The 17,892-nt window shown below is 63.2% G+C and carries 18 protein-coding genes, 2 tRNA genes, 1 pseudogene and 1 riboswitch; of the genes and pseudogenes, 14 read left to right on the top strand and 7 right to left on the bottom strand.

The window, feature by feature from the left end; all coding sequences use genetic code 11:
• The first annotated feature begins 109 nt into the window (after positions 1-109).
• On the top strand, positions 110-1,273 hold the full coding sequence (locus ACFJI2_RS04860) for a DUF4351 domain-containing protein (RefSeq protein WP_377703988.1): 1,164 nt from the start codon (positions 110-112) through the stop codon (positions 1,271-1,273).
• A gap of 7 nt (positions 1,274-1,280) precedes the next feature.
• Here the strand turns inward: ACFJI2_RS04860 and nrdR are convergent, their stop codons facing one another.
• Both nrdR and glyA read right to left on the bottom strand, forming a co-directional pair.
• Entirely contained in the window at positions 1,281-1,742 is a 462-nt protein-coding gene (gene nrdR, locus ACFJI2_RS04855; protein WP_377703987.1) for a transcriptional regulator NrdR, read from the bottom strand.
• A 78-nt stretch (positions 1,743-1,820) separates the two neighbouring features.
• Positions 1,821-3,065: a serine hydroxymethyltransferase gene (glyA, locus tag ACFJI2_RS04850; protein ID WP_107874736.1), complete on the bottom strand. Its 1,245-nt coding sequence runs from the start codon at positions 3,063-3,065 to the stop codon at positions 1,821-1,823.
• Positions 3,066-3,155: 90 nt separating this feature from the next.
• A riboswitch (ZMP/ZTP riboswitch) is annotated at positions 3,156-3,275 on the bottom strand.
• 87 nt (positions 3,276-3,362) lie between these two features.
• Between glyA and ACFJI2_RS04845 the strand changes: the two are divergent.
• From ACFJI2_RS04845 to ACFJI2_RS04800, 10 genes and pseudogenes are all read left to right on the top strand, one after another.
• Positions 3,363-4,110, top strand: a pseudogene (locus ACFJI2_RS04845) (SDR family NAD(P)-dependent oxidoreductase).
• Positions 4,111-4,217: 107 nt separating this feature from the next.
• Positions 4,218-4,640 (top strand): tol-pal system-associated acyl-CoA thioesterase, encoded by a 423-nt coding sequence (gene ybgC, locus ACFJI2_RS04840; RefSeq protein WP_107875573.1) that lies wholly within the window; start codon positions 4,218-4,220, stop codon positions 4,638-4,640.
• Between the two features lie 4 nt (positions 4,641-4,644).
• Entirely contained in the window at positions 4,645-5,334 is a 690-nt protein-coding gene (tolQ, locus tag ACFJI2_RS04835; RefSeq protein ID WP_377703985.1) for a protein TolQ, read from the top strand.
• Positions 5,335-5,349: 15 nt separating this feature from the next.
• Entirely contained in the window at positions 5,350-5,790 is a 441-nt protein-coding gene (locus ACFJI2_RS04830) for an ExbD/TolR family protein (RefSeq protein WP_165917977.1), read from the top strand.
• A gap of 3 nt (positions 5,791-5,793) precedes the next feature.
• Positions 5,794-6,726, top strand: coding sequence for a cell envelope integrity protein TolA (gene tolA, locus ACFJI2_RS04825; RefSeq protein ID WP_377703984.1), 933 nt, complete (start codon positions 5,794-5,796; stop codon positions 6,724-6,726).
• Positions 6,727-6,734: 8 nt separating this feature from the next.
• Positions 6,735-8,009 carry a Tol-Pal system beta propeller repeat protein TolB gene (gene tolB / locus ACFJI2_RS04820; protein ID WP_377703982.1) on the top strand — a complete coding sequence of 425 codons (1,275 nt, stop codon included), beginning with the start codon at positions 6,735-6,737 and terminating at the stop codon, positions 8,007-8,009.
• 36 nt (positions 8,010-8,045) lie between these two features.
• On the top strand, positions 8,046-8,573 hold the full coding sequence (pal, locus tag ACFJI2_RS04815) for a peptidoglycan-associated lipoprotein Pal (protein ID WP_107874724.1): 528 nt from the start codon (positions 8,046-8,048) through the stop codon (positions 8,571-8,573).
• An 86-nt stretch (positions 8,574-8,659) separates the two neighbouring features.
• Positions 8,660-9,427 (top strand): tol-pal system protein YbgF, encoded by a 768-nt coding sequence (gene ybgF / locus ACFJI2_RS04810; protein WP_377703981.1) that lies wholly within the window; start codon positions 8,660-8,662, stop codon positions 9,425-9,427.
• A 76-nt stretch (positions 9,428-9,503) separates the two neighbouring features.
• Positions 9,504-9,579 (top strand) — tRNA-Lys (locus ACFJI2_RS04805).
• Between the two features lie 29 nt (positions 9,580-9,608).
• Positions 9,609-9,684 (top strand) — tRNA-Lys (locus ACFJI2_RS04800).
• Between the two features lie 54 nt (positions 9,685-9,738).
• On the opposite strand, the gene ACFJI2_RS04795 is transcribed toward ACFJI2_RS04800, so the two are convergent.
• The 4 genes from ACFJI2_RS04795 to ACFJI2_RS04780 all read right to left on the bottom strand — a co-directional run bounded on the left by ACFJI2_RS04795 (position 9,739) and on the right by ACFJI2_RS04780 (position 12,498).
• Positions 9,739-10,353, bottom strand: a complete 615-nt coding sequence (locus ACFJI2_RS04795; protein WP_377703980.1) for a DUF308 domain-containing protein — start codon at positions 10,351-10,353, stop codon at positions 9,739-9,741.
• A gap of 77 nt (positions 10,354-10,430) precedes the next feature.
• Positions 10,431-11,015 carry a TetR/AcrR family transcriptional regulator gene (locus tag ACFJI2_RS04790; RefSeq protein WP_377703979.1) on the bottom strand — a complete coding sequence of 195 codons (585 nt, stop codon included), beginning with the start codon at positions 11,013-11,015 and terminating at the stop codon, positions 10,431-10,433.
• 56 nt (positions 11,016-11,071) lie between these two features.
• Positions 11,072-12,040, bottom strand: coding sequence for a quinone oxidoreductase family protein (locus tag ACFJI2_RS04785; RefSeq protein WP_377703978.1), 969 nt, complete (start codon positions 12,038-12,040; stop codon positions 11,072-11,074).
• Positions 12,037-12,498: a nuclear transport factor 2 family protein gene (locus ACFJI2_RS04780; protein ID WP_377703977.1), complete on the bottom strand. Its 462-nt coding sequence runs from the start codon at positions 12,496-12,498 to the stop codon at positions 12,037-12,039. Before ACFJI2_RS04780 ends, ACFJI2_RS04785 begins: the two co-directional genes overlap by 4 nt.
• 8 nt (positions 12,499-12,506) lie before the next feature.
• Here ACFJI2_RS04780 and ACFJI2_RS04775 point away from each other — a divergent pair, with 8 nt between their 5' ends.
• Complete coding sequence (locus ACFJI2_RS04775; RefSeq protein WP_377703976.1) at positions 12,507-13,367, top strand: AraC family transcriptional regulator; 861 nt, start codon at positions 12,507-12,509, stop codon at positions 13,365-13,367.
• Between the two features lie 25 nt (positions 13,368-13,392).
• Here ACFJI2_RS04775 and ACFJI2_RS04770 read toward each other — a convergent pair whose 3' ends face one another.
• A complete protein-coding gene (locus ACFJI2_RS04770) occupies positions 13,393-14,697 on the bottom strand; it encodes a family 1 glycosylhydrolase (protein ID WP_377703975.1) in 1,305 nt (434 codons plus the stop codon).
• A 214-nt stretch (positions 14,698-14,911) separates the two neighbouring features.
• Here ACFJI2_RS04770 and ACFJI2_RS04765 point away from each other — a divergent pair, with 214 nt between their 5' ends.
• On the top strand, positions 14,912-16,528 hold the full coding sequence (locus tag ACFJI2_RS04765) for a family 43 glycosylhydrolase (RefSeq protein WP_377703974.1): 1,617 nt from the start codon (positions 14,912-14,914) through the stop codon (positions 16,526-16,528).
• 11 nt (positions 16,529-16,539) lie between these two features.
• Positions 16,540-17,874: a hypothetical protein gene (locus ACFJI2_RS04760; RefSeq protein ID WP_377703973.1), complete on the top strand. Its 1,335-nt coding sequence runs from the start codon at positions 16,540-16,542 to the stop codon at positions 17,872-17,874.
• Positions 17,875-17,892 lie beyond the last annotated feature (18 nt).

The raw sequence follows: 17,892 nt of genomic DNA, 5'->3' as shown, positions 1-17,892 counted from the left end.
AGACGATTGCCGGGTGTCATTGCAGAAGGGAATGAAATATGGCTGACCGAAATGGCCCAAGCTTGCGCTAGATCGAAGAGCCTGCCGCTCTCCGGACTAGACTGATGCAATGCCAGCCCCCTTCCCGCCACCGCCAAACGACAACTACGACGCTCCCTGGAAGAGCGCGCTGGCGCTGTATTTTTCAGATTTCATGGCCTTCTATTTTCCGGATGTGCATGAGGCGATCGACTGGAACCAGGCGCCGGAATTTCTGGATACCGAACTTCAGCAACTGGCGCGGGATGGCGCGCTCGGCAAGCGGCTGGCGGACCAGCTGGTTCGCGTGTACACGCTGGACGGACAGGAACGCTGGGTGCTGTTGCACATCGAGGTGCAGGCCAGCCGCGACCACGAGCTGGCCGAACGCATCTTTGTCTATCAATACCGGATCTATGACCACTACCGTCGCGAAGTTGCCAGCCTGGTGGTGCTGGCTGACCCGGAGCGGGTGTGGCGGCCCGCGTCGTTCAGCTATGAGGTCTTCGGGTGCGGATTGCTGCTCACATTTCGTACCGCCAAGCTGCAAGACCACGCGGACCACATTGATGCGCTGCTGGCGGACGACAACCCCTTTGCCCTGCTCACAGCGGCGCATCTGCTCACGCAGCAGACCCACCACCAGCCAATGCTGCGCCTGGCTGCCAAGTGGAAGCTGACACGATTGCTGCTGGAGCGAGACTGGGAGCGGCAACGTATCGTAAACTTATTCCATGTCATAGACTGGATCATGCGCCTGCCGAAGGAACTGGAAGACCAGTTCTGGCAGGACACCGTTGAACACCAGGGGAGGCCAACCATGGAAAACTATATTCCGCGCGGAGCCAGAATCGAAATGCAGCGCGAGCTTGCTCAGGCCAAGGAAAAGGCCATGCACGATGGGCGCTTGGAAGGGATGCAACTCGGACGGAAGGAAGGAATACAGCAAGGCATGCGCCAGGGCATGCAGCAAGGCATGCAGCAAGGCATGCAGCAAGGCATGCAGCAAGGCATGCAACAGGGCATACAGCAAGGCATGCAACAGGGCATACAACAGGGCATACAGCAAGGCATGCAACAAGGTATGCAACAAGGCCAGGCTAGCCTGCTCACGCTACAGCTGACTCAGCGCTTCGGCCCGCTACCAGGCGACGTCGCGGTGGCGCTCGCCGGCGCCGGGCCGGCGCAGTTGCAGGAGTGGGCCAAAGCCGTCATCGACGCGGGCAGCCTGGACGAGATTTTCCCTCGCCACTGAGCCGGCATCAGGTCTTGGGCGCTTGCCCGACTTCTTCGATGGCGTCCTGGAACTCGGCCAGGTCCTCGAAATTCTTGTAGACGGACGCGAAGCGGATGTAGGCCACCTTGTCCAGCCGCTTCAGTTCCTGCATCACCAGCTCGCCGATGTAGTGCGAGTCAACCTCGCGCTTGCCGCTGGTGAGCAGCTTTTCTTCGATCGCCTGCACCGCCAGGTCCACCGATGCCGCCGCGACCGGGCGCTTGCGCAAGGCCAGCGTCAGCGAGCCGCGCAATTTGGCCGCAGCGTATTCCGTGCGGCTGCCGTTCTTCTTGACCACGAACGGCATCACCAGCTCGATCCGCTCATAGGTCGTAAAGCGCTTGTCGCACTTGCCGCAGCGGCGCCGGCGGCGGATTGCGTCCCCCTCCTCCGACACGCGGGTGTCGAGGACGTGGATTTCTTCATGCTGACAGAACGGACATTTCATCTGGCGCTGCGCTTTCGAATGTTAAAAGAGCGCCGGACCGACACGGCCACGGCGCCCCTGATGTTACCAAGACAAGGTTTACGCGTAAACCGGATGCGCGTCAGCCAGCACCTTCACCGCCGCTTTCACGCGCTCGATGGTGGCCGCGTCATGCGGGTTGTCCAGCACGTCAGCGATCAGGTTGCCCACTTGCTCGGCTTCTGCTTCCTTGAAACCGCGGGTGGTCATGGCTGGCGAGCCCAGGCGAATGCCCGACGTCACGAACGGCTTTTGCGGGTCGTTCGGGATGCCGTTCTTGTTGCAAGTGATGTGCGCCTGGCCCAGGATGGCTTCGGCTTCCTTGCCGGTCAGGTTCTTGGCGCGCAGGTCCACCAGGAACACGTGCGACTCGGTGCCGCCCGACACGATGCGCAGGCCGCGCTTGATCAGCGTCTTGGCCAGCACGTCGGCGTTCTTCACCACTTGCTGCTGGTATTCCTTGAACGCCGGCTGCAGCGCTTCCTGGAAGGCCACGGCCTTGCCGGCGATGACGTGCATCAGCGGGCCGCCCTGGATGCCAGGGAAGATAGCCGAGTTGATGATCTTCTCGTGCTCGGCCTTCATCAGGATGATGCCGCCGCGCGGGCCGCGCAGCGACTTGTGCGTGGTCGAGGTGACGAAGTCGGCGTGCGGCACTGGGTTCGGATACAGGCCGGCGGCGATCAGGCCGGCGTAGTGGGCCATGTCCACCATGAAGTAGGCGCCGACGGCCTTGGCCACGGCGGCAAAGCGCTCGAAGTCGATCTTCTTGGAGAACGCGGACGCGCCGGCGATGATCAGCTTGGGCTTGTGTTCCTTGGCCAGCGCTTCCATCGCGTCGTAGTCGATGTCCTCTTCGGCGGTCAGGCCGTAGGACACCACGTTGAACCACTTGCCCGACATGTTCAGCGCCATGCCGTGGGTCAGGTGGCCGCCTTCTGCCAGCGACATGCCCATGATGGTGTCGCCCGGTTTCAGCACGGCGAAGAACACGCCCTGGTTGGCTTGCGAGCCCGAGTTCGGCTGCACGTTGGCCGCTTCCGCGCCGAACAGCTTCTTCACGCGGTCGATGGCCAGTTGCTCCACCACGTCCACGTATTCGCAGCCGCCGTAGTAGCGCTTGCCCGGATAGCCTTCGGCGTACTTGTTGGTCAGCTGGGAACCTTGCGCTTCCATCACGGCCGGCGAGGTGTAGTTTTCCGAAGCGATCAGCTCGATGTGGTCGTGCTGGCGGGTGTTTTCCTTCTGGATCGCGGCGAACAGGTCTGGATCGACGGAGGACAGGGTGTGATCTTTTGCAAACATGAAAAAACTCCAAGTGAGAGAGTAAATCTGGCAGGTGGATCGAATGAGGAACGCCAATAAGCGAGGAGCAGCCTCTTCGTGCTTTCCATCGGTGGCTGCCCAGGCGAACGGCTGTTGATTTGAAATCTCACGTTCCCCGGTGGATGCCCACCTTTCGCCGATAGATCGCGCAAGCGCAGACCCGGCTTTTCGCCAGTCACGTGAGACGTAATGGAAGCCAGATTGTACTATCAACTCAGGCAATTACGCTACACTTGCGACAACTTCCACCATGCCATCACCTTGCAAGGAACCATTATGATCGTCTTCATCACCGGCGCCAGCGCCGGCTTCGGCGCCGCCATGGCCCGCGCCTTCACCGCCAACGGCCACCAGGCCATCATCGCCGCGCGCCGCATCGAGCGCCTGGAAGCGCTGGCCGCCGAACTGGGCGACAAGGTATTGCCGCTGCAACTGGACGTCACCGACAAGGCCGCCATCCGCGCCACGCTGGACGCCCTGCCCGCCGAATGGCGCCAGATCGACGTGCTGGTCAACAACGCCGGCCTGGCGCTGGGCGTGAAGCCGGCCCACGAAGCCTCGCTGGACGACTGGGAAACCATGATCGACACCAACTGCAAGGGCCTGGTCACGATGACGCACGCCATCCTGCCCGCCATGGTGGCGCGCGGGCAGCGGCACCATCATCAACATCGGCTCCACCGCCGGCGCCTACCCGTATCCGGGCGGCAACGTGTACGGCGCCACCAAGGCCTTCGTCGAACAGTTCACGCTGAACCTGCGCGCCGACCTGGTGGGCACCGGCGTGCGCGCCACCAACCTGGCGCCCGGCCTGTGCGGCGGCACCGAATTCTCCAACGTGCGCCTGAAGGGCGACGACGCGGCCGCCGCCAAGGTCTACGAAGGCACGGTGCCGCTGTCGCCGCAGGACATCGCCAACACCGCCTTCTGGATCGCCACCCTGCCGCCGCACATGAACGTGAACCAGATCGAACTGATGCCGACTTGTCAGGGTTTCTCCCCATTCACGATCAAACGGGGCTAAAATTAGCGTTTTCGCCGGAAAAAACGTAAGCGAGTGTTACAAGAGGGCCAAACTCGCTTGCGAAATCGCGTAGAATGTTGCCCAATCTCATTAGTAGTCAGAACAACATGCCTTCAGAGTTTACCTGGAATGTCCGTGTCTATTACGAAGACACCGATGCCGGTGGCATTGTCTATTACGCAAATTATCTCAAATTCTTCGAACGCGCGCGGACCGAATGGCTGCGCGCGATCGGCGTCGACCAGCACGCCCTGCTGCAGCAGCACGACGCCATGTTCGTCGTCAAGAACGTCGCTGCCGAGTATCATGCGCCAGCCAAACTGGACGATGTACTAAAATTAACCTTAAGTATCGAAAAACTGGGCCGCGCTTCCCTGCAGTTCGTGCAGCAGGCGTGGAACGGCGAGCAACTGCTGAACACGGCGCGCGTGAAAGTTGGTTGCGTCGATTCCGCGCTGCGTCCGCGCGCGGTTCCCGATGTGGTAGCGGCCCGCATGCGCGGCGCCGTGTCATCCCCAAACTCAGACTGAAACAATGAACGTCACCCAAGACCTCTCCTTCATCGCCCTCATCACCAATGCCCACCTGATCGTTCAACTGATCATGGCGCTGCTGCTCGGTATTTCCCTCACCAGCTGGACTTATATTTTCCGCAAGATGTTCGCCGTGCGCGCCGCGCGCCGCCAGACCATCGACTTTGAAAAAACCTTCTGGGCCGGCGGCAACCTGCACGCGCTGCACCAGAGCGCCTGCAGCAACCGCGAACAGAGCGGCGCTCTGGCGCGCATCTTCGAGGCCGGCATGGGCGAATTCATCAAGGGCAAGGCCGCGCACGCGGGCAGCCGCGAAATGGACGCCGGCGCCATCCTGGACGGCGCCCGCCGCGCCATGCGCGCCGCCTTCCAGCGCGAAATGGATGCGCTCGAATCGCACCTGGCCTTCCTCGCCTCGGTCGGCTCGGTGTCGCCGTACATCGGCCTGCTGGGCACGGTGTGGGGCATCATGAACGCCTTCCGCGGCCTGGCCAATGTGCAGCAAGCCACGCTGGCCGCCGTCGCGCCCGGCATTGCCGAAGCGCTGATCGCCACCGCCATCGGCCTGTTCGCCGCCATCCCGGCGGTGGTCGCGTACAACCGCTTCTCGCACGATATCGACCGCCTGGCTATCCGTTTCGAGAGCTTTGTGGAAGAATTCTCCAACATCCTGCAGCGCCAATCGCGCTAATCGGGGAGGACAACCATGGCATCTTCCTTCTCCAGCGGCATGCGCGGCAGCCGAGGCGGCCGCAAGCTGAAATCCGAGATCAACGTCGTGCCCTACATCGACGTCATGCTGGTGCTGCTCATTATTTTCATGGTGATGCCGTCGTCGAACAACCCGTCGCAGGTGGACCTGCCGCAGGCCGAGCGCTCCACCCGCCCGCCGGACGACTACATCCAGATCGTCATCAAGCCCAACGGCGCGCTGTCGATCGGCGTGCAGGGCAAGAACGCGGACGCCCCTGAAACCGAGCCGAACCGCGACGCGCTGGTGCGCAAGCTGCGCAAGCTGCATGAGGCGCATCCCGAGTATCCGGTGATGATCGCCGGCGACAAGGAGAGCAAGTACGACGACGTGATCCAGCTGATCTCCGAATCGAAGAAGATGGGTATCGGCCGGGTTGGCCTGGCCACGAAGTAAAGCATGACGATGAAACACGCAACCGCAGGCGGCCCGTACCGGGTGCCGAAACGCGACGACCGCTGGAGCTCGATCGGCCTGGCTGCGGCCATGCACGCGGGCCTGCTGTTCTTCCTGTGGGTGGGCGTGGCGTGGCAGAACAACGAGCCGGTGGCGGTGGAAGCGGAAGTGTGGGACATGACGACCCAGACCGCCGCCCCGCCTGCGCCGACGCCGCCGGAAGTAAAGCCGGAACCGGAGCCGGAGCCTGAACCCGCGCCCCCGCCGCCGAAGGCGGTGACGCCGCCGCCGGCGGAAGCGCCGCCGCCGGCCATCGATCCGGACATCGCGCTGCAAAAGCGCAAGGCCAAGGAAAAGGCCGAGAAGGAACGCGTCGAGGAAGAGAAGCAGAAGAAGCTCGAAGAGCAGCAGAAACTCGACGAGAAGAAAAAGCTCGAAGAGAAGAAGAAGCTCGAAGAAAAGAAACAAGCAGAAGAAGACAAGGCCAAGGAAGACAAGGCCAAGGAAGAGAAGAAGGCCGCTGAAAAAGCAGCCAAGGCCAAGGCGGAAGCAGAACAGAAGAAGCTGGATAAACAGCGCGCGGCGGACATGGCGCGCATCATGGGCACCGCTGGCGCAGGCACCACCGGCACGGCCGCGAAAGCGACCGCACCGCGCCTGGACAGCGGCTACGTGGCTGCCATTACCGCCAAGATCAAGAGCAACATCGCGTACGGCGGCAGCGACGTCGCCGGCAATCCGCGCGCCGAGTTCAAGATCGAGCAACTGCCAACTGGGGAAATTATTTCGGTCCGGAAGATCAAGAGTAGCGGTATTCCCGCCTACGACCTGGCGGTGGAAGCAGCCATCGCCAAGTCGTCGCCTTTGCCGAAGAAGAAAGACGGCTCGGTGGAACGCGAGATTACCGCGGGATTCAACATGAAAGATTTGCCTTGAGAACCAATATGAAAAAACTGACTAGCGTGACCAATGCACTCGTCGCCGCCAGCCTGCTGGCCAGCCTGAACGCCTACGCGCAACTGAAGGTGGAAATTTCGGGCGTCGGCAGCAACCAGATCCCGATCGCCGTGGCCGCCTTCGCCGACGAAAACCTGGCACCCAGCCAGGCCTCGGCCATCATCAAGGCCGACCTCGAACGCAGCGGCATGTTCAAGATCATCGACGCCGGCACGGTCAGCAACGTCAACGACGTCGACTACAACCAGTGGAAATCGCGCGGCGCCAACGCCATCGTGGTCGGCACCGTGAGCAAGCTGGCCAACGGCGCCTTCGACGTGCGCTACAAGCTGTTCGACACCATCAAGGCCGCCAAGCTGTCCCAGCTGGACCAGTCTGCGCACCCGAACGAAACCCGCCTGGCGGCCCACAAGATCGCCGACGACGTGTTTGAAAAGCTGACCGGCGTACGCGGCGCCTTCGCCACGCGCGTGGCCTACGTGACCCAGCAGGGCCGCCAGTACCGCCTGGTGGTGGCCGACTCGGACGGCGAGAACGAACAGCCGGCGCTGATTTCGAACGAACCCATCATCTCCCCATCCTGGTCGCCGGACGGCAACAAGGTGGCTTACGTGTCGTTTGAACAGAAAAAGCCGGTGGTCTACGTGCAGAACCTGGTCACGCGCGCGCGCACCGTCATCGCCAACGAAAAAGGCAGCAATTCGGCGCCCTCCTGGTCGCCGGACGGCAGCAAGGTGGCCGTGGCCCTGTCCAAGACCGGCAATACCCAGATCTACATTGCAAACGCCGACGGTAGCGGTATCCGGCGCATCTCCAACAGCTCCGGCATCGATACCGAGCCGCAGTTCTCGGCCGACGGACAGTACATCTACTTCACCAGCGACCGCAGCGGCGGCCCGCAGATCTACCGCATGAGCGTCAACGGCGGCGACGCCAAGCGCGTCACCTTCAGCGGCAGCTACAACATCAGCCCGCGTATTTCCTCCGACGGAAACACGCTGGCTTACATCTCCCGGCGCGACGGCGGCAACTTCCAGCTCTTCGTACTGGATCTCGCCTCCGGCCAGGAACAACGCCTGTCCGACACCACCAGCGACGAGTCGCCCAGTTTCGCTCCGAACGGCAAGTACTTGCTGTACGCGACCGTTTCGGGCGGCCGCAAATCGCTGGCCGTGGTGTCGGTCGACGGCCGCGTAAAGCAGCGCTTGACGATTCAAGCGGGTAATATCAAGGAGCCCACCTGGGGTCCTTTCATGAAGTAATAGCAGTCCTTTCATCAACGACCAGGAGAACTAAAAATGCGTAACGTTAAAAGCGTAGCCTTCGTCCTCAGCACCGCAGCCCTGCTGTCGGCTTGCTCGACCCCAGTAAAAGTGGCAGAACCAGCACCAGTGGTAGAGAAGCCGGTAGCAGCTGCTCCTACCCCTGAGCCAACCCGCCCAGTGGCCCCAGTACAAACCGCTTCGATCGATCCACTGGACGATCCTAAAGGCGTGCTGGCCCAGCGTTCCGTATACTTCGACTTCGACAGCTACGTGGTGCGCGAAGACGGCAAGCCAGTGGTGCAGAACCACTCCGGCTACCTGACCAAGAACCCTAAGCGTTCGATCCTGATCCAAGGTAACACCGACGAACGCGGCGGCGCAGAATACAACCTGGCCCTGGGCCAGAAGCGCGCTGAAGCCGTTCGCAAGGCCATGACCGCCCTGGGCGTGCCAGAGAGCCAGATCGAAGCCGTATCGCTGGGCAAGGAAAAGCCAAAAGCTGAAGGCCACAACGAAGAAGCATGGGCGCAAAACCGCCGTGCCGACATCGTCTACAAGTAATTCCGTAGCCGTAGTATGGCAACACACGGGGCGGCGCGCAGTTTATACTGCGCCCTGCCCCGTTCTCTTTTGAAAGCGCACTGCACATGATGACACTGACCAAAACCGGCCTGCGTTCCGCTGCCGCCGCCCTGCTGGCCGCCTCCGCCTTCCTGCCGCTGCACGCCAGCGCCGCCCTGTTCGACGACGACGAAGCCCGCAAAGCCATCCTCGACCTGCGCGCCAAAGTGGAAGCCATGCGCAGCGAGCTGAACGGCCGCATCGACAGCAAGGCCGACAAGTCCATCGCGCTGGACATGAACAACCAGCACGAGCAGACCATGAGCGAAATCGCCAAGCTGCGCGGCTCGCTGGAAGTGCTGGCCAACGAACTGGCCAACACGCAAAAACGCCAGAAAGATTTCTACGTCGACCTCGACGCCCGCCTGCGCAAGCTGGAGCCGCGCCAGGTCACCATCGACGGCAAGACCGCCGCCGTGGACCCGGCCGAACAAAAAGCCTACGACGCGGCCATGCTGCTGTTCAAGTCCGGCGACTTCAAGACCGCCGCCGTGGCCTTCGCCGAGTTCGTGCGCCAGTACCCGGAATCGGGCTACGCCGCCAACGCCCAGTACTACCTGGGCACCACCCACTACGCGCAGAAGGACTGCAAGGCCGCCATCGTGGCAGAGCAAGTGGTGGTGAAAGCCTACCCGGACAGCCCGCGCGCGCCGGAAGCGATGCTGCTGATCGCCGGCTGCCAGGCCGAGCTGAAAGCAGCGGCCAACGCCAAGAAGACGCTTACCGAGCTGGTCAGCAAATACCCGGACAGCGAAGCGGCTGCCACCGCGCGCGAGCGCCTGAAGGGCAAGTAAGCAGCGGCCAAGCCGTTTGATGCTCAAGAGCATTTGACAGGACAGCGGGACGCCCCTATAATCTTGCTTCTTTCGGGGGTCGTTAGCTCAGCTGGTAGAGCAGCGGACTTTTAATCCGTTGGTCGCAGGTTCGAATCCCGCACGGCCTACCACTCGAAAGAAGCCAAGGTTTCATACCTTTGGGTCGTTAGCTCAGCTGGTAGAGCAGCGGACTTTTAATCCGTTGGTCGCAGGTTCGAATCCCGCACGGCCTACCAAGATTCATCAAAAAAGCCCACGAATTTGCGTTCGTGGGCTTTTTTGTTTCTGGCTTAATTTGGCCGCTTTACGCCTTCGCCGGCTGCCCAAGTTGCTGCATTCTTTTTCCGCCGACTCGCAGCGAAGGTTAGCAACAGTGCCGAAATCAGGAAGTAGAACGCGCCGAATCCGGCATAGCCAATGACGGTGGCGATAGACGGCACTGCGGGCGTTTGTGCCTGGAAAACGAACACTGCGCCTGCCAGCGCGGACTGCGCGCCGCTGAGTACCATCGCCCATTGCGCACCGTACAGTTTCCAGCGCCGCAGCGCCGTGCCAAGCTGCAGCAGCCCGGACAAGATGGCCCAAACGCCAAACACACCGAGGACGTGATTCATGTCGGGCAGCGCTATCCAAACCGCCGCCGCCACCGCCAGGCTGACGCCCACATTTGCCAGTTGAGTTCGATTCCGCAGGAGGCCTCCGCTGCGCGCGCCGTCGGCCAGATTAGCCAGCGCATCCCAGGCGGGGTACACAACCAGCAGGCAGGCGGCAACCGTGGCCGAATGCGCCGCCAGAGTAAGGGCTGCGACGACCCACGCAATTGAAACGGCGGCCCGGGCGAAATAGTATGTCTTCAGCCAGCTTTCGTTGCCGGCCTGATCCTGCATTGCATGCGGGTTTTCCATGAGGTCTTCCTTTGAGATTATGCCCATCCTACTAGTTGGTAGGCATTGGGGTTAAAAAAAGAGCGCCAAATCGGCTCTCAGCTGCTCGCCGAGATGCGCTCCACCTGCGTATCCATGATGGCGCCAAAAATGCCGGCATCACCGTAAGCCCGTGCAGACAGCATCGCCCCATGCACCGTAGCCATGAATGTCTCCGCTTCGACGCGCGGTGCATGGCTCAATGACACGGCGCCCTGCTGCAGGCCCCGTTCCAACACCGATGCCAGCCACCCCGACAGGAAACGGAAATGGGCGCGAACTTCCAGCGCCACTTCCTCCGGCAAGACAGGCAGTTCGCTGGCCAGCAAAGCACATACACAGAAGGGCGCGCTCGCATCGCTGATGCAAGTCCTCCAGTACTGAACATAGGCGCGCAATTGGCCGAGCGCGCCCGGAATGCTGCTTTCCAGGCTCTTCACACCAGCTTCCGTCTCCTCGCGATAGCGGCTCAGCAGCGTTGTCACCAAGTCGACTTTGCTCGGAAAATGGTGGTGGATGCTCGCCTTGCGTATGCCCACGACGTCCGCGATGTCAGCGTAGCTGAAACCGTTATAGCCGCGGGCGACAATCAGCGCTCGCGTACACGCCAAAATATCATCCGAGGTCGTGGAAATTTTGTTCATGAGCGACAGCCTACCTTCTAGTAGGTTGGCTGTCAAGCGTGGCGGAGCACGTCACCTCACGGTATCAGCAGCAGCTTGCCCGTCGTGGCACGGCTTGCCACGTCGGCGTGGGCGCTGGCCGCGTCCGCCAGCGGGTACTCGCCGCCGATGGCGATCTGCAGTTTGCCTTCCGCAATCCAATCGAAAAGCTGGGCCGAGCGCGCGCGCAGCAGTTCGGGCGTATGGATATGGTCGAAAAAGACCGCATAGCCCAGCTTGATACTCCTGGGCAGGCTCATGATGTCGAGCGGTCCCGGTCCGCCCAGCACGGGGCCGTACCAGCAGAAGGTTCCCGAGCGGCGCAGCACGTCCAGCGAACCCTGGAATGTGCTGGGGCCGGAGCCGTCGAACACCGCATGCACGCCCTCGCCGCCGGTCAGGCGCAGCACCTCGTCGGCGAACTTGCCTTCCGCGTCGACGATCACATGGTCGGCGCCGGCCGCTTTGGCAGCCGCCACCTTCGCGGCCGAAGACACCCGCCCTATCACCGTTCCACCCCGCAGCCTGACAATCTGCGTCAGCAGCAGCCCCACCCCGCCGGCGGCTGCGTGAATGAAGGCGACGTCACCCGGCTGGGTCGGATAGAAATCCGTGCCGAAGTGGCTGGCGGTCAAGCCCTGCATCATCACGGACGCGGCAGTCTTGTCGTCGATGCCGTCCGGTATGTGCACCAGCGACGCTGCAGGAATCGCGATCTTTTCCGCATAGCTGCCGGGTGCATACACCCAGGCTACCCGCTGGCCCGGAGCAAAACCCTGCACCCCATCGCCCACCGCCAGCACGCGGCCGGCGCCTTCCACTCCCAGTATCTTGGGGTTGGGCATCTCGTTCCAGGCCATGCCCTGGCGCACGCCGATATCCATGAAATTCACGCCGGCGACGGCGATCTGCACCAGCACTTGCCCGGGACCGGCCACCGGATCGGGCCGCTCCACGAGGGCCAGCACGCTCAGGTCCCCGGTTTGCTTCATCACGACGGCCTTCATTGCACGCCCTCCTGCTTGGGCGTGATTTCAAGTATGGTGCGGCGCAATTCCATGCGGGCGATGCGCCACGCGCCATCCTCCAGCACCCAGGTTTCGTGATAGTGGCCGTAGCCGTGATGGCGGGCCGGGCGCGGATCGGCGGCGGCGTCGGCGGCGGGGAAAATCACGCAGTCCTCCATCGACCAGATGGCGCCGATCTCGGTGCCGGATACTTGCGTGAACTCCTCGTTGTGGACCTGGTGGATGGACTGCGCGCCTTCCAGATAGCCTCGGCATGCGGCCACGAAGGCTTCCCGGCTGTCGAACGACACGATCAACTGGTCGGCCGTGTCATAGATGAGTATGTCGGGCGCGGCGACGAACAGGGAGGAAAAGGCCTCCCACTGCTTGGTGTCGACATAGCGGCAATAACGGGCCTTGCTCGCTCGGACTTGCTCGAACGGGGACGACTGGTACATGGACCCGCATGGACGCGAGCGCGCCGTGGGGCGTGAACTCGCCCGGCGAGCGGGGGGTGAATTTCGTGCTGGTGGTGCGCGGCTCCGCAGTGCTCAGCACGCCAGGCACTCCGCACCCGGTTGCGCTGCGCAGCGGCGATGTCTTCATGATGCTGGGCGACGCTCCCTACCGCTTGTTCGACCATGAGGATTCCGCCCTGATCGACTGCGTGGAGGTGGAAAAGCTGCGGGTTGGCAACCATATCCAACTAGGCGGCGGCCCGCTCACGACCTTTATCAGCGGCTCATTCGAACTCGACGCGCTGGAGGCACGGCCTTTGCTGCGGGCGCTGCCGTCACTGCTGTGCCTGAAGCTGGACCAGCACCGCAGCCTGGCCTTCCAATCCGTACTCGAAATGCTGGCGCTCGAAACCGAATCGCCGGGCCTCGGCTCGGAAGCGGTGATCAGCCGCCTGTTCGAACTGCTCTTCGTGCACGCGATCCGCGCCTACTCCGCGCAGGCAGGCGGGCCTACCCCGGGCTGGCTGAGCGCCATTGCAGACCGCCATCTGGCGCGGGCGCTGGAGGCCATGCACCGCGCCCCGGCACGGGACTGGACGGTGGAATTGCTGGCGCAGACGGCCGGCATGTCGCGCTCCGGCTTTGCGGCGCGCTTCAAGACCGTGGTCGGACAGTCTCCGCTCGACTATCTCACCCAATGGCGCATCTACTGCGCGACGCGGCTGCTGCTGAAGGGGAACATTGCGCTGTCCGAAGTGGCCCGGCAGGTGGGATACGAGTCGGTGGCCGCCTTCAACCGTGTTTTCCGGCGCGAGACCTCGATGACCCCCGGCGCCTTCCGCAAGGCTGGCGCTGCCGCCGCCGCTTAGGCCGAGGCGGTAAGCGGGGATCTGTCTATTCCGTGTTTTTAGGCGCGCAGTTGGCATCGTCCGACGCCGGAACCTCGCGCGGCGGCGCCTCCATACCGGGGTAATCCTGGCGCAGCGACATCGGCACTTGCAGGCACACGCTCTGCGTGGGCAGGACCTCCGTCCAGTCATGGATCAGGTCGCGGTAGGCCTCGCCCACCGGGCGCAGCTTGCGGTCGAGGTCCGCCAGCCCCAGCGCATTCACGCGGCCGTTGTTTTCGCGCAGGCCGGTGTCCCAGTCCACCTGGTCCGTCAGCGAGTACCAGGTGAAGCCGACCAGCGGCACGCCGTTGTTGCGCACCCGAAGCACGTTCGCCCACTCCTTGCGCAGCCAGCGCACCGCTTCGTCCCCGGCCCGCCCCTGGCAGAAATTGGTTTCGGTGTGCATCACGGGCAGGCGGTAGCGGTTGTAGTACTGGTGTGTGATGACGGCGTAGCCGAACACTTCGCCGGACGGCCCCGTCGTGCCGTCCGCCGCCACGTGGTGCTCATTGGACTGGTAGTAATCGTTCCCCATGATGCAGTGATGCTTGAGGTTGTTGTTCAGGAAGAAGTGGTACTCGTCGCGCGTCATGCCATTGTCGAGCAGGTACTCGTACATGGTGGAATCCACGCGGCGGCCGTAATTCAGGTCCAGCGACAGGAAGCGGCGCGAGTTCATGGTCTCTGCCGGCCCGATCGCGGCCGGCGTCTCCGCATGAAAATACTCCGACGATTCGCTCTGGATGAACAGCGCATCCGGACGCACGGCCAGGATGGCGCGCATGGCCAGCAAATTGGCCTTTACCAGGTGCTTGAGGGCGGTGACGAAGGCCTGGTCGCTGCGCATCTGCTCGTTCCACCAGCCGTAGAGGCCGGAAAACAGCGCGCAGATCGACATCTCGTTCACCGGGGTGTACAGCTGCAGCCATGGATAACGCTGCGCAAACGCGCCGGCGTAGTCGGCGAACAGCGCGGGGAAGTCCGGGTTCTGGAAATTGCCGAGAAAGTCGGGCACGCCGAAATGGCACAGGTCCACAATCGCGACGATGCCGCGGCGGCGCAAATCCAGGAACGTCTCGTCGGCAAAGGACCAGTCGTAGCGCCGCGCCCCCACCAGCGACGTGTGCAAGGGCGGGCCATAGCGCAGGAAGCGGATGCCCAGTTCCTGCACCAGGTCGAAGTCGCGCCGCCATTGCCGGTAATGCCCGCATTTTTCCATTTCATCCATGCGGACTGTGCCGCCAGCAATGGTGGGAATGCTGTTTTCTATGCCGGTTGCGAAGATAAAGCCAGGAGGGTTGGCGACCATGTTCGGCTCCTTTCGGCGCATGTCTGCCTCAAAAACAGCACTATATGAACGGGCGGCCGGCTTCACCGTGCACTGGATAACATAGTCCCGGCTTGCCTTGCATGCCGTGGCTTGGCCCGGCTGCGGTTTTGTGCGATGATCACACCGGCCTGACCAATTTTAAGTATTCTGATATTGGCCATACCAATTCCCTCATCCACAAGGAAGCCCGCCTATGCATTCAGCAGCAGTACTCCTGGCCTTGTCGGCCCTCGCGGCACCGCTCGCCGCGGCGCAAAATGCAGTGCCCTGCACCAGGGAGCTGGGCAATCCCTTCCTGCGCCACTGCCAGGACTGGGCCAGGGGCGTCGAGCAGCAGCGCAAGGCCGACCTGGGCAACGGCAGCTATCTGAATCCCATCATGGCCGGCGACCATCCCGATCCCAGCGTGCTCAAGGACGGCGACGACTACTACATGACTTTCTCGTCCTTCGAGGCCTACCCCGGCCTGACGATCTGGCATTCGCGCGACCTGGTCAACTGGGAGCCGATCGGCAGCGCGCTGAAGAAGTACATCGGCAGCGTGTGGGCGCCCGAGCTGACCAAGCACAACGGCCGCTACTACCTGTACATTCCCGCCAAGCTGCCCGGCAATAACAACATCTACGTGATCCATGCGGACAATATTCGCGGGCCGTGGTCCGAGCCAGTGGCGCTGGGCAATGCGCGCATCGATCCCGGCCACATCGTCGGCGAGGACGGCAAGCGCTATCTGTTCCTGTCGCACGGCGACCGCGTCCAGCTGTCCGACGACGGCCTGAAGATCGCCGGGCCGGTGCAGCACGTCTACGACGGCTGGAAATACCCGGCGCAATGGGACGTGGAAGGCTATGCGCAGGAAGGCCCGAAGATGACCCGCCACGGCGACTATTACTACATGACGCTGGCCCTGGGCGGCACGGCAGGCCCGCCCACCGGCCACATGGTGGTGTCGGCGCGCTCGAAGTCGATCCACGGCCCGTGGGAGAACTCGCCGTACAACCCCATCATCCGCACCGAGTCGGCGGCGGAAAAATGGTGGTCCAAGGGCCACGCCACGCTGGTGGAAGGGCCTGGCAAGTCGGGCTGGTACATGATGTACCACGGCTACGAGAACGGCTTCCACGCCCTCGGCCGCCAGGCCCTGCTGGCGCCTATCGTCTGGACCGACGATGGCTGGTTCAAGGCGGCCGACCATGACGCCGGCAAGCCCATCCCCAAGCCGGCTGGCGGCAGCGCGGTCCCGCACGGCATGGCCCTGTCCGACGATTTCTCGACCAATAAGTTCGGCCTGCAGTGGAGTTTCTTCCGTGGCGGGGTGAGCGAAAACGAACGCGTGCGCTACCGCGACGGCCTGCTGGAACTGGAAGCGAAAGGCAGTTCGCCCGCCAACAGCTCGCCGCTGACCTTCCTGGCCGGCGACCAGGCTTACCAGTTCGAGGTGGACATCGATTTCGACGACGGCGCGCAAGCGGGCGCCCTGCTGTTCTACAACGACAAGCTGTATGCCGGCGTCGGCGTGAACAAGAGCGGCTTCATCCTGCACCGCTACGGCATGGACCAGGCGCGTGGCGACAAGCCGGCCGGCATGGCCAACAAGCTGCGCATGCGCGTCACCAACGACCGCCACATCCTCACCATCCACACCAGCATCGACCAGGGCAAAACCTGGCACAAGTACGGCGTGCAGATGGAAGTGTCCGGCTACAACCACAACGTTGCCTACGGTTTCATGAGCCTGCGCCCTGCCATCTATGCGGCCGGCAAGGGCAAGGTCCGTTTCAGCAACCTCGTCTACCGCGCCCTGCCTTGAACTGGAGAAGCATGAAGCTGCCCGCCATCCGCGTCCTCGCCCTTGCACTTGCCGTCTCTGCCGGCCTCGGCCTGCAAGCCCCTGCTGCCGCAGCAGCCACCATGGACCGCGCCGCGATCGACGTGCGCGGCTGGGCCGCCGGCACCAGGGGCGGCGCTGGGGGCGCCATCGTCCGCGTCACCAACCTCAATGCCGGCGGCGAAGGCTCGCTGGCCGCCGCGCTGGCCGCCGACGGCGCGCGCATCATCGTGTTCGAAGTGGGCGGCGTGATCGACCTGCAAGGCGCCAGCCTGCGCATCAACCAGCCGCACGTGACGGTGGCCGGGCAGACCGCGCCGCATCCCGGCATCACCTTGATCCGGGGCGGCCTGTCGGTGTCCACCAGCGACGTGATCATCCAGCATATCGCTGTGCGCCCCGGCGAGAACGGCAAGCCGAAAAAAAGCGGCTGGGAAGCGGACGGCCTGTCCACCAGCGGCGCCAGCGACATCATCGTCGACCATTGCAGCTTCAGCTGGGCCACCGACGAGAACCTGTCCGCTTCCGGGCCGCGCTTCAACGGCACATCGCCGGACGACTGGCCCAACGGCACCTCGCGCCGCGTCACCTACAGCCACAACATCATCGCCGAAGGCTTGCAGAACTCCACCCACGGCAAGGGCGAACACTCGAAAGGCACGCTCATCCACGACAACGCCGAGCAGATTCTCCTGTACGGCAACCTGTACTCGTCCAACGTGGAACGCAATCCGCTGGTGAAAGGCGGGGCCAAGGTGGCCGTGGTCAACAACCTGATCCACAATCCCGGCAAGCGCGCGGTGCACTACAACCTGATTGCCCACGAATGGGGCGAGCGCGCGCCGCGCACCGGCGCCGTGACGATCGTCGGCAACGTGCTGCGCGCCGGGCCGGACACCAGGCGCAACACGCCGCTGTTCAGCCTGGGCGGATCGGGCGACGTCAGCCTGTACATGCAGGACAACATCGCCGTCGACGCCAACGGCGAGCCGCTGCCGATGACAGGCCGCTACACCGCCGACACGGCCCAGATGCTGAAGGCCGGCCAGCCCTACCTGCCGTCCGGCCTGGCACCGCTGCCGGCGCAAGGGTTGGAAAGCGTGATCTACGCCAGCGCAGGCATGCGCCCGTGGCAGCGCGACGCGATCGACTTCAAGATCCTGTCCGACGTGGCCGAAGGCCGCGGCAACATCGTCGACAGCGAAGCCCAATCGTCCGGCTACCCTGCCTACGCCGCCACGCGCAAAGCCTTCGTGCCCGGCGACTGGAACCTGGCCGACATGTCGCCCAAGGCGGGCTGGCAATCGCTGGCCGTCAAGCGCCCTTAGCCCGGCCAAAAACAGCAG

This window comes from Pseudoduganella sp. UC29_71, from assembly GCF_042693265.1.
Taxonomy (GTDB): Bacteria; Pseudomonadota; Gammaproteobacteria; order Burkholderiales; family Burkholderiaceae_D; genus Rugamonas.
This window is presented reverse-complemented; position numbering and strand designations above follow the sequence as displayed.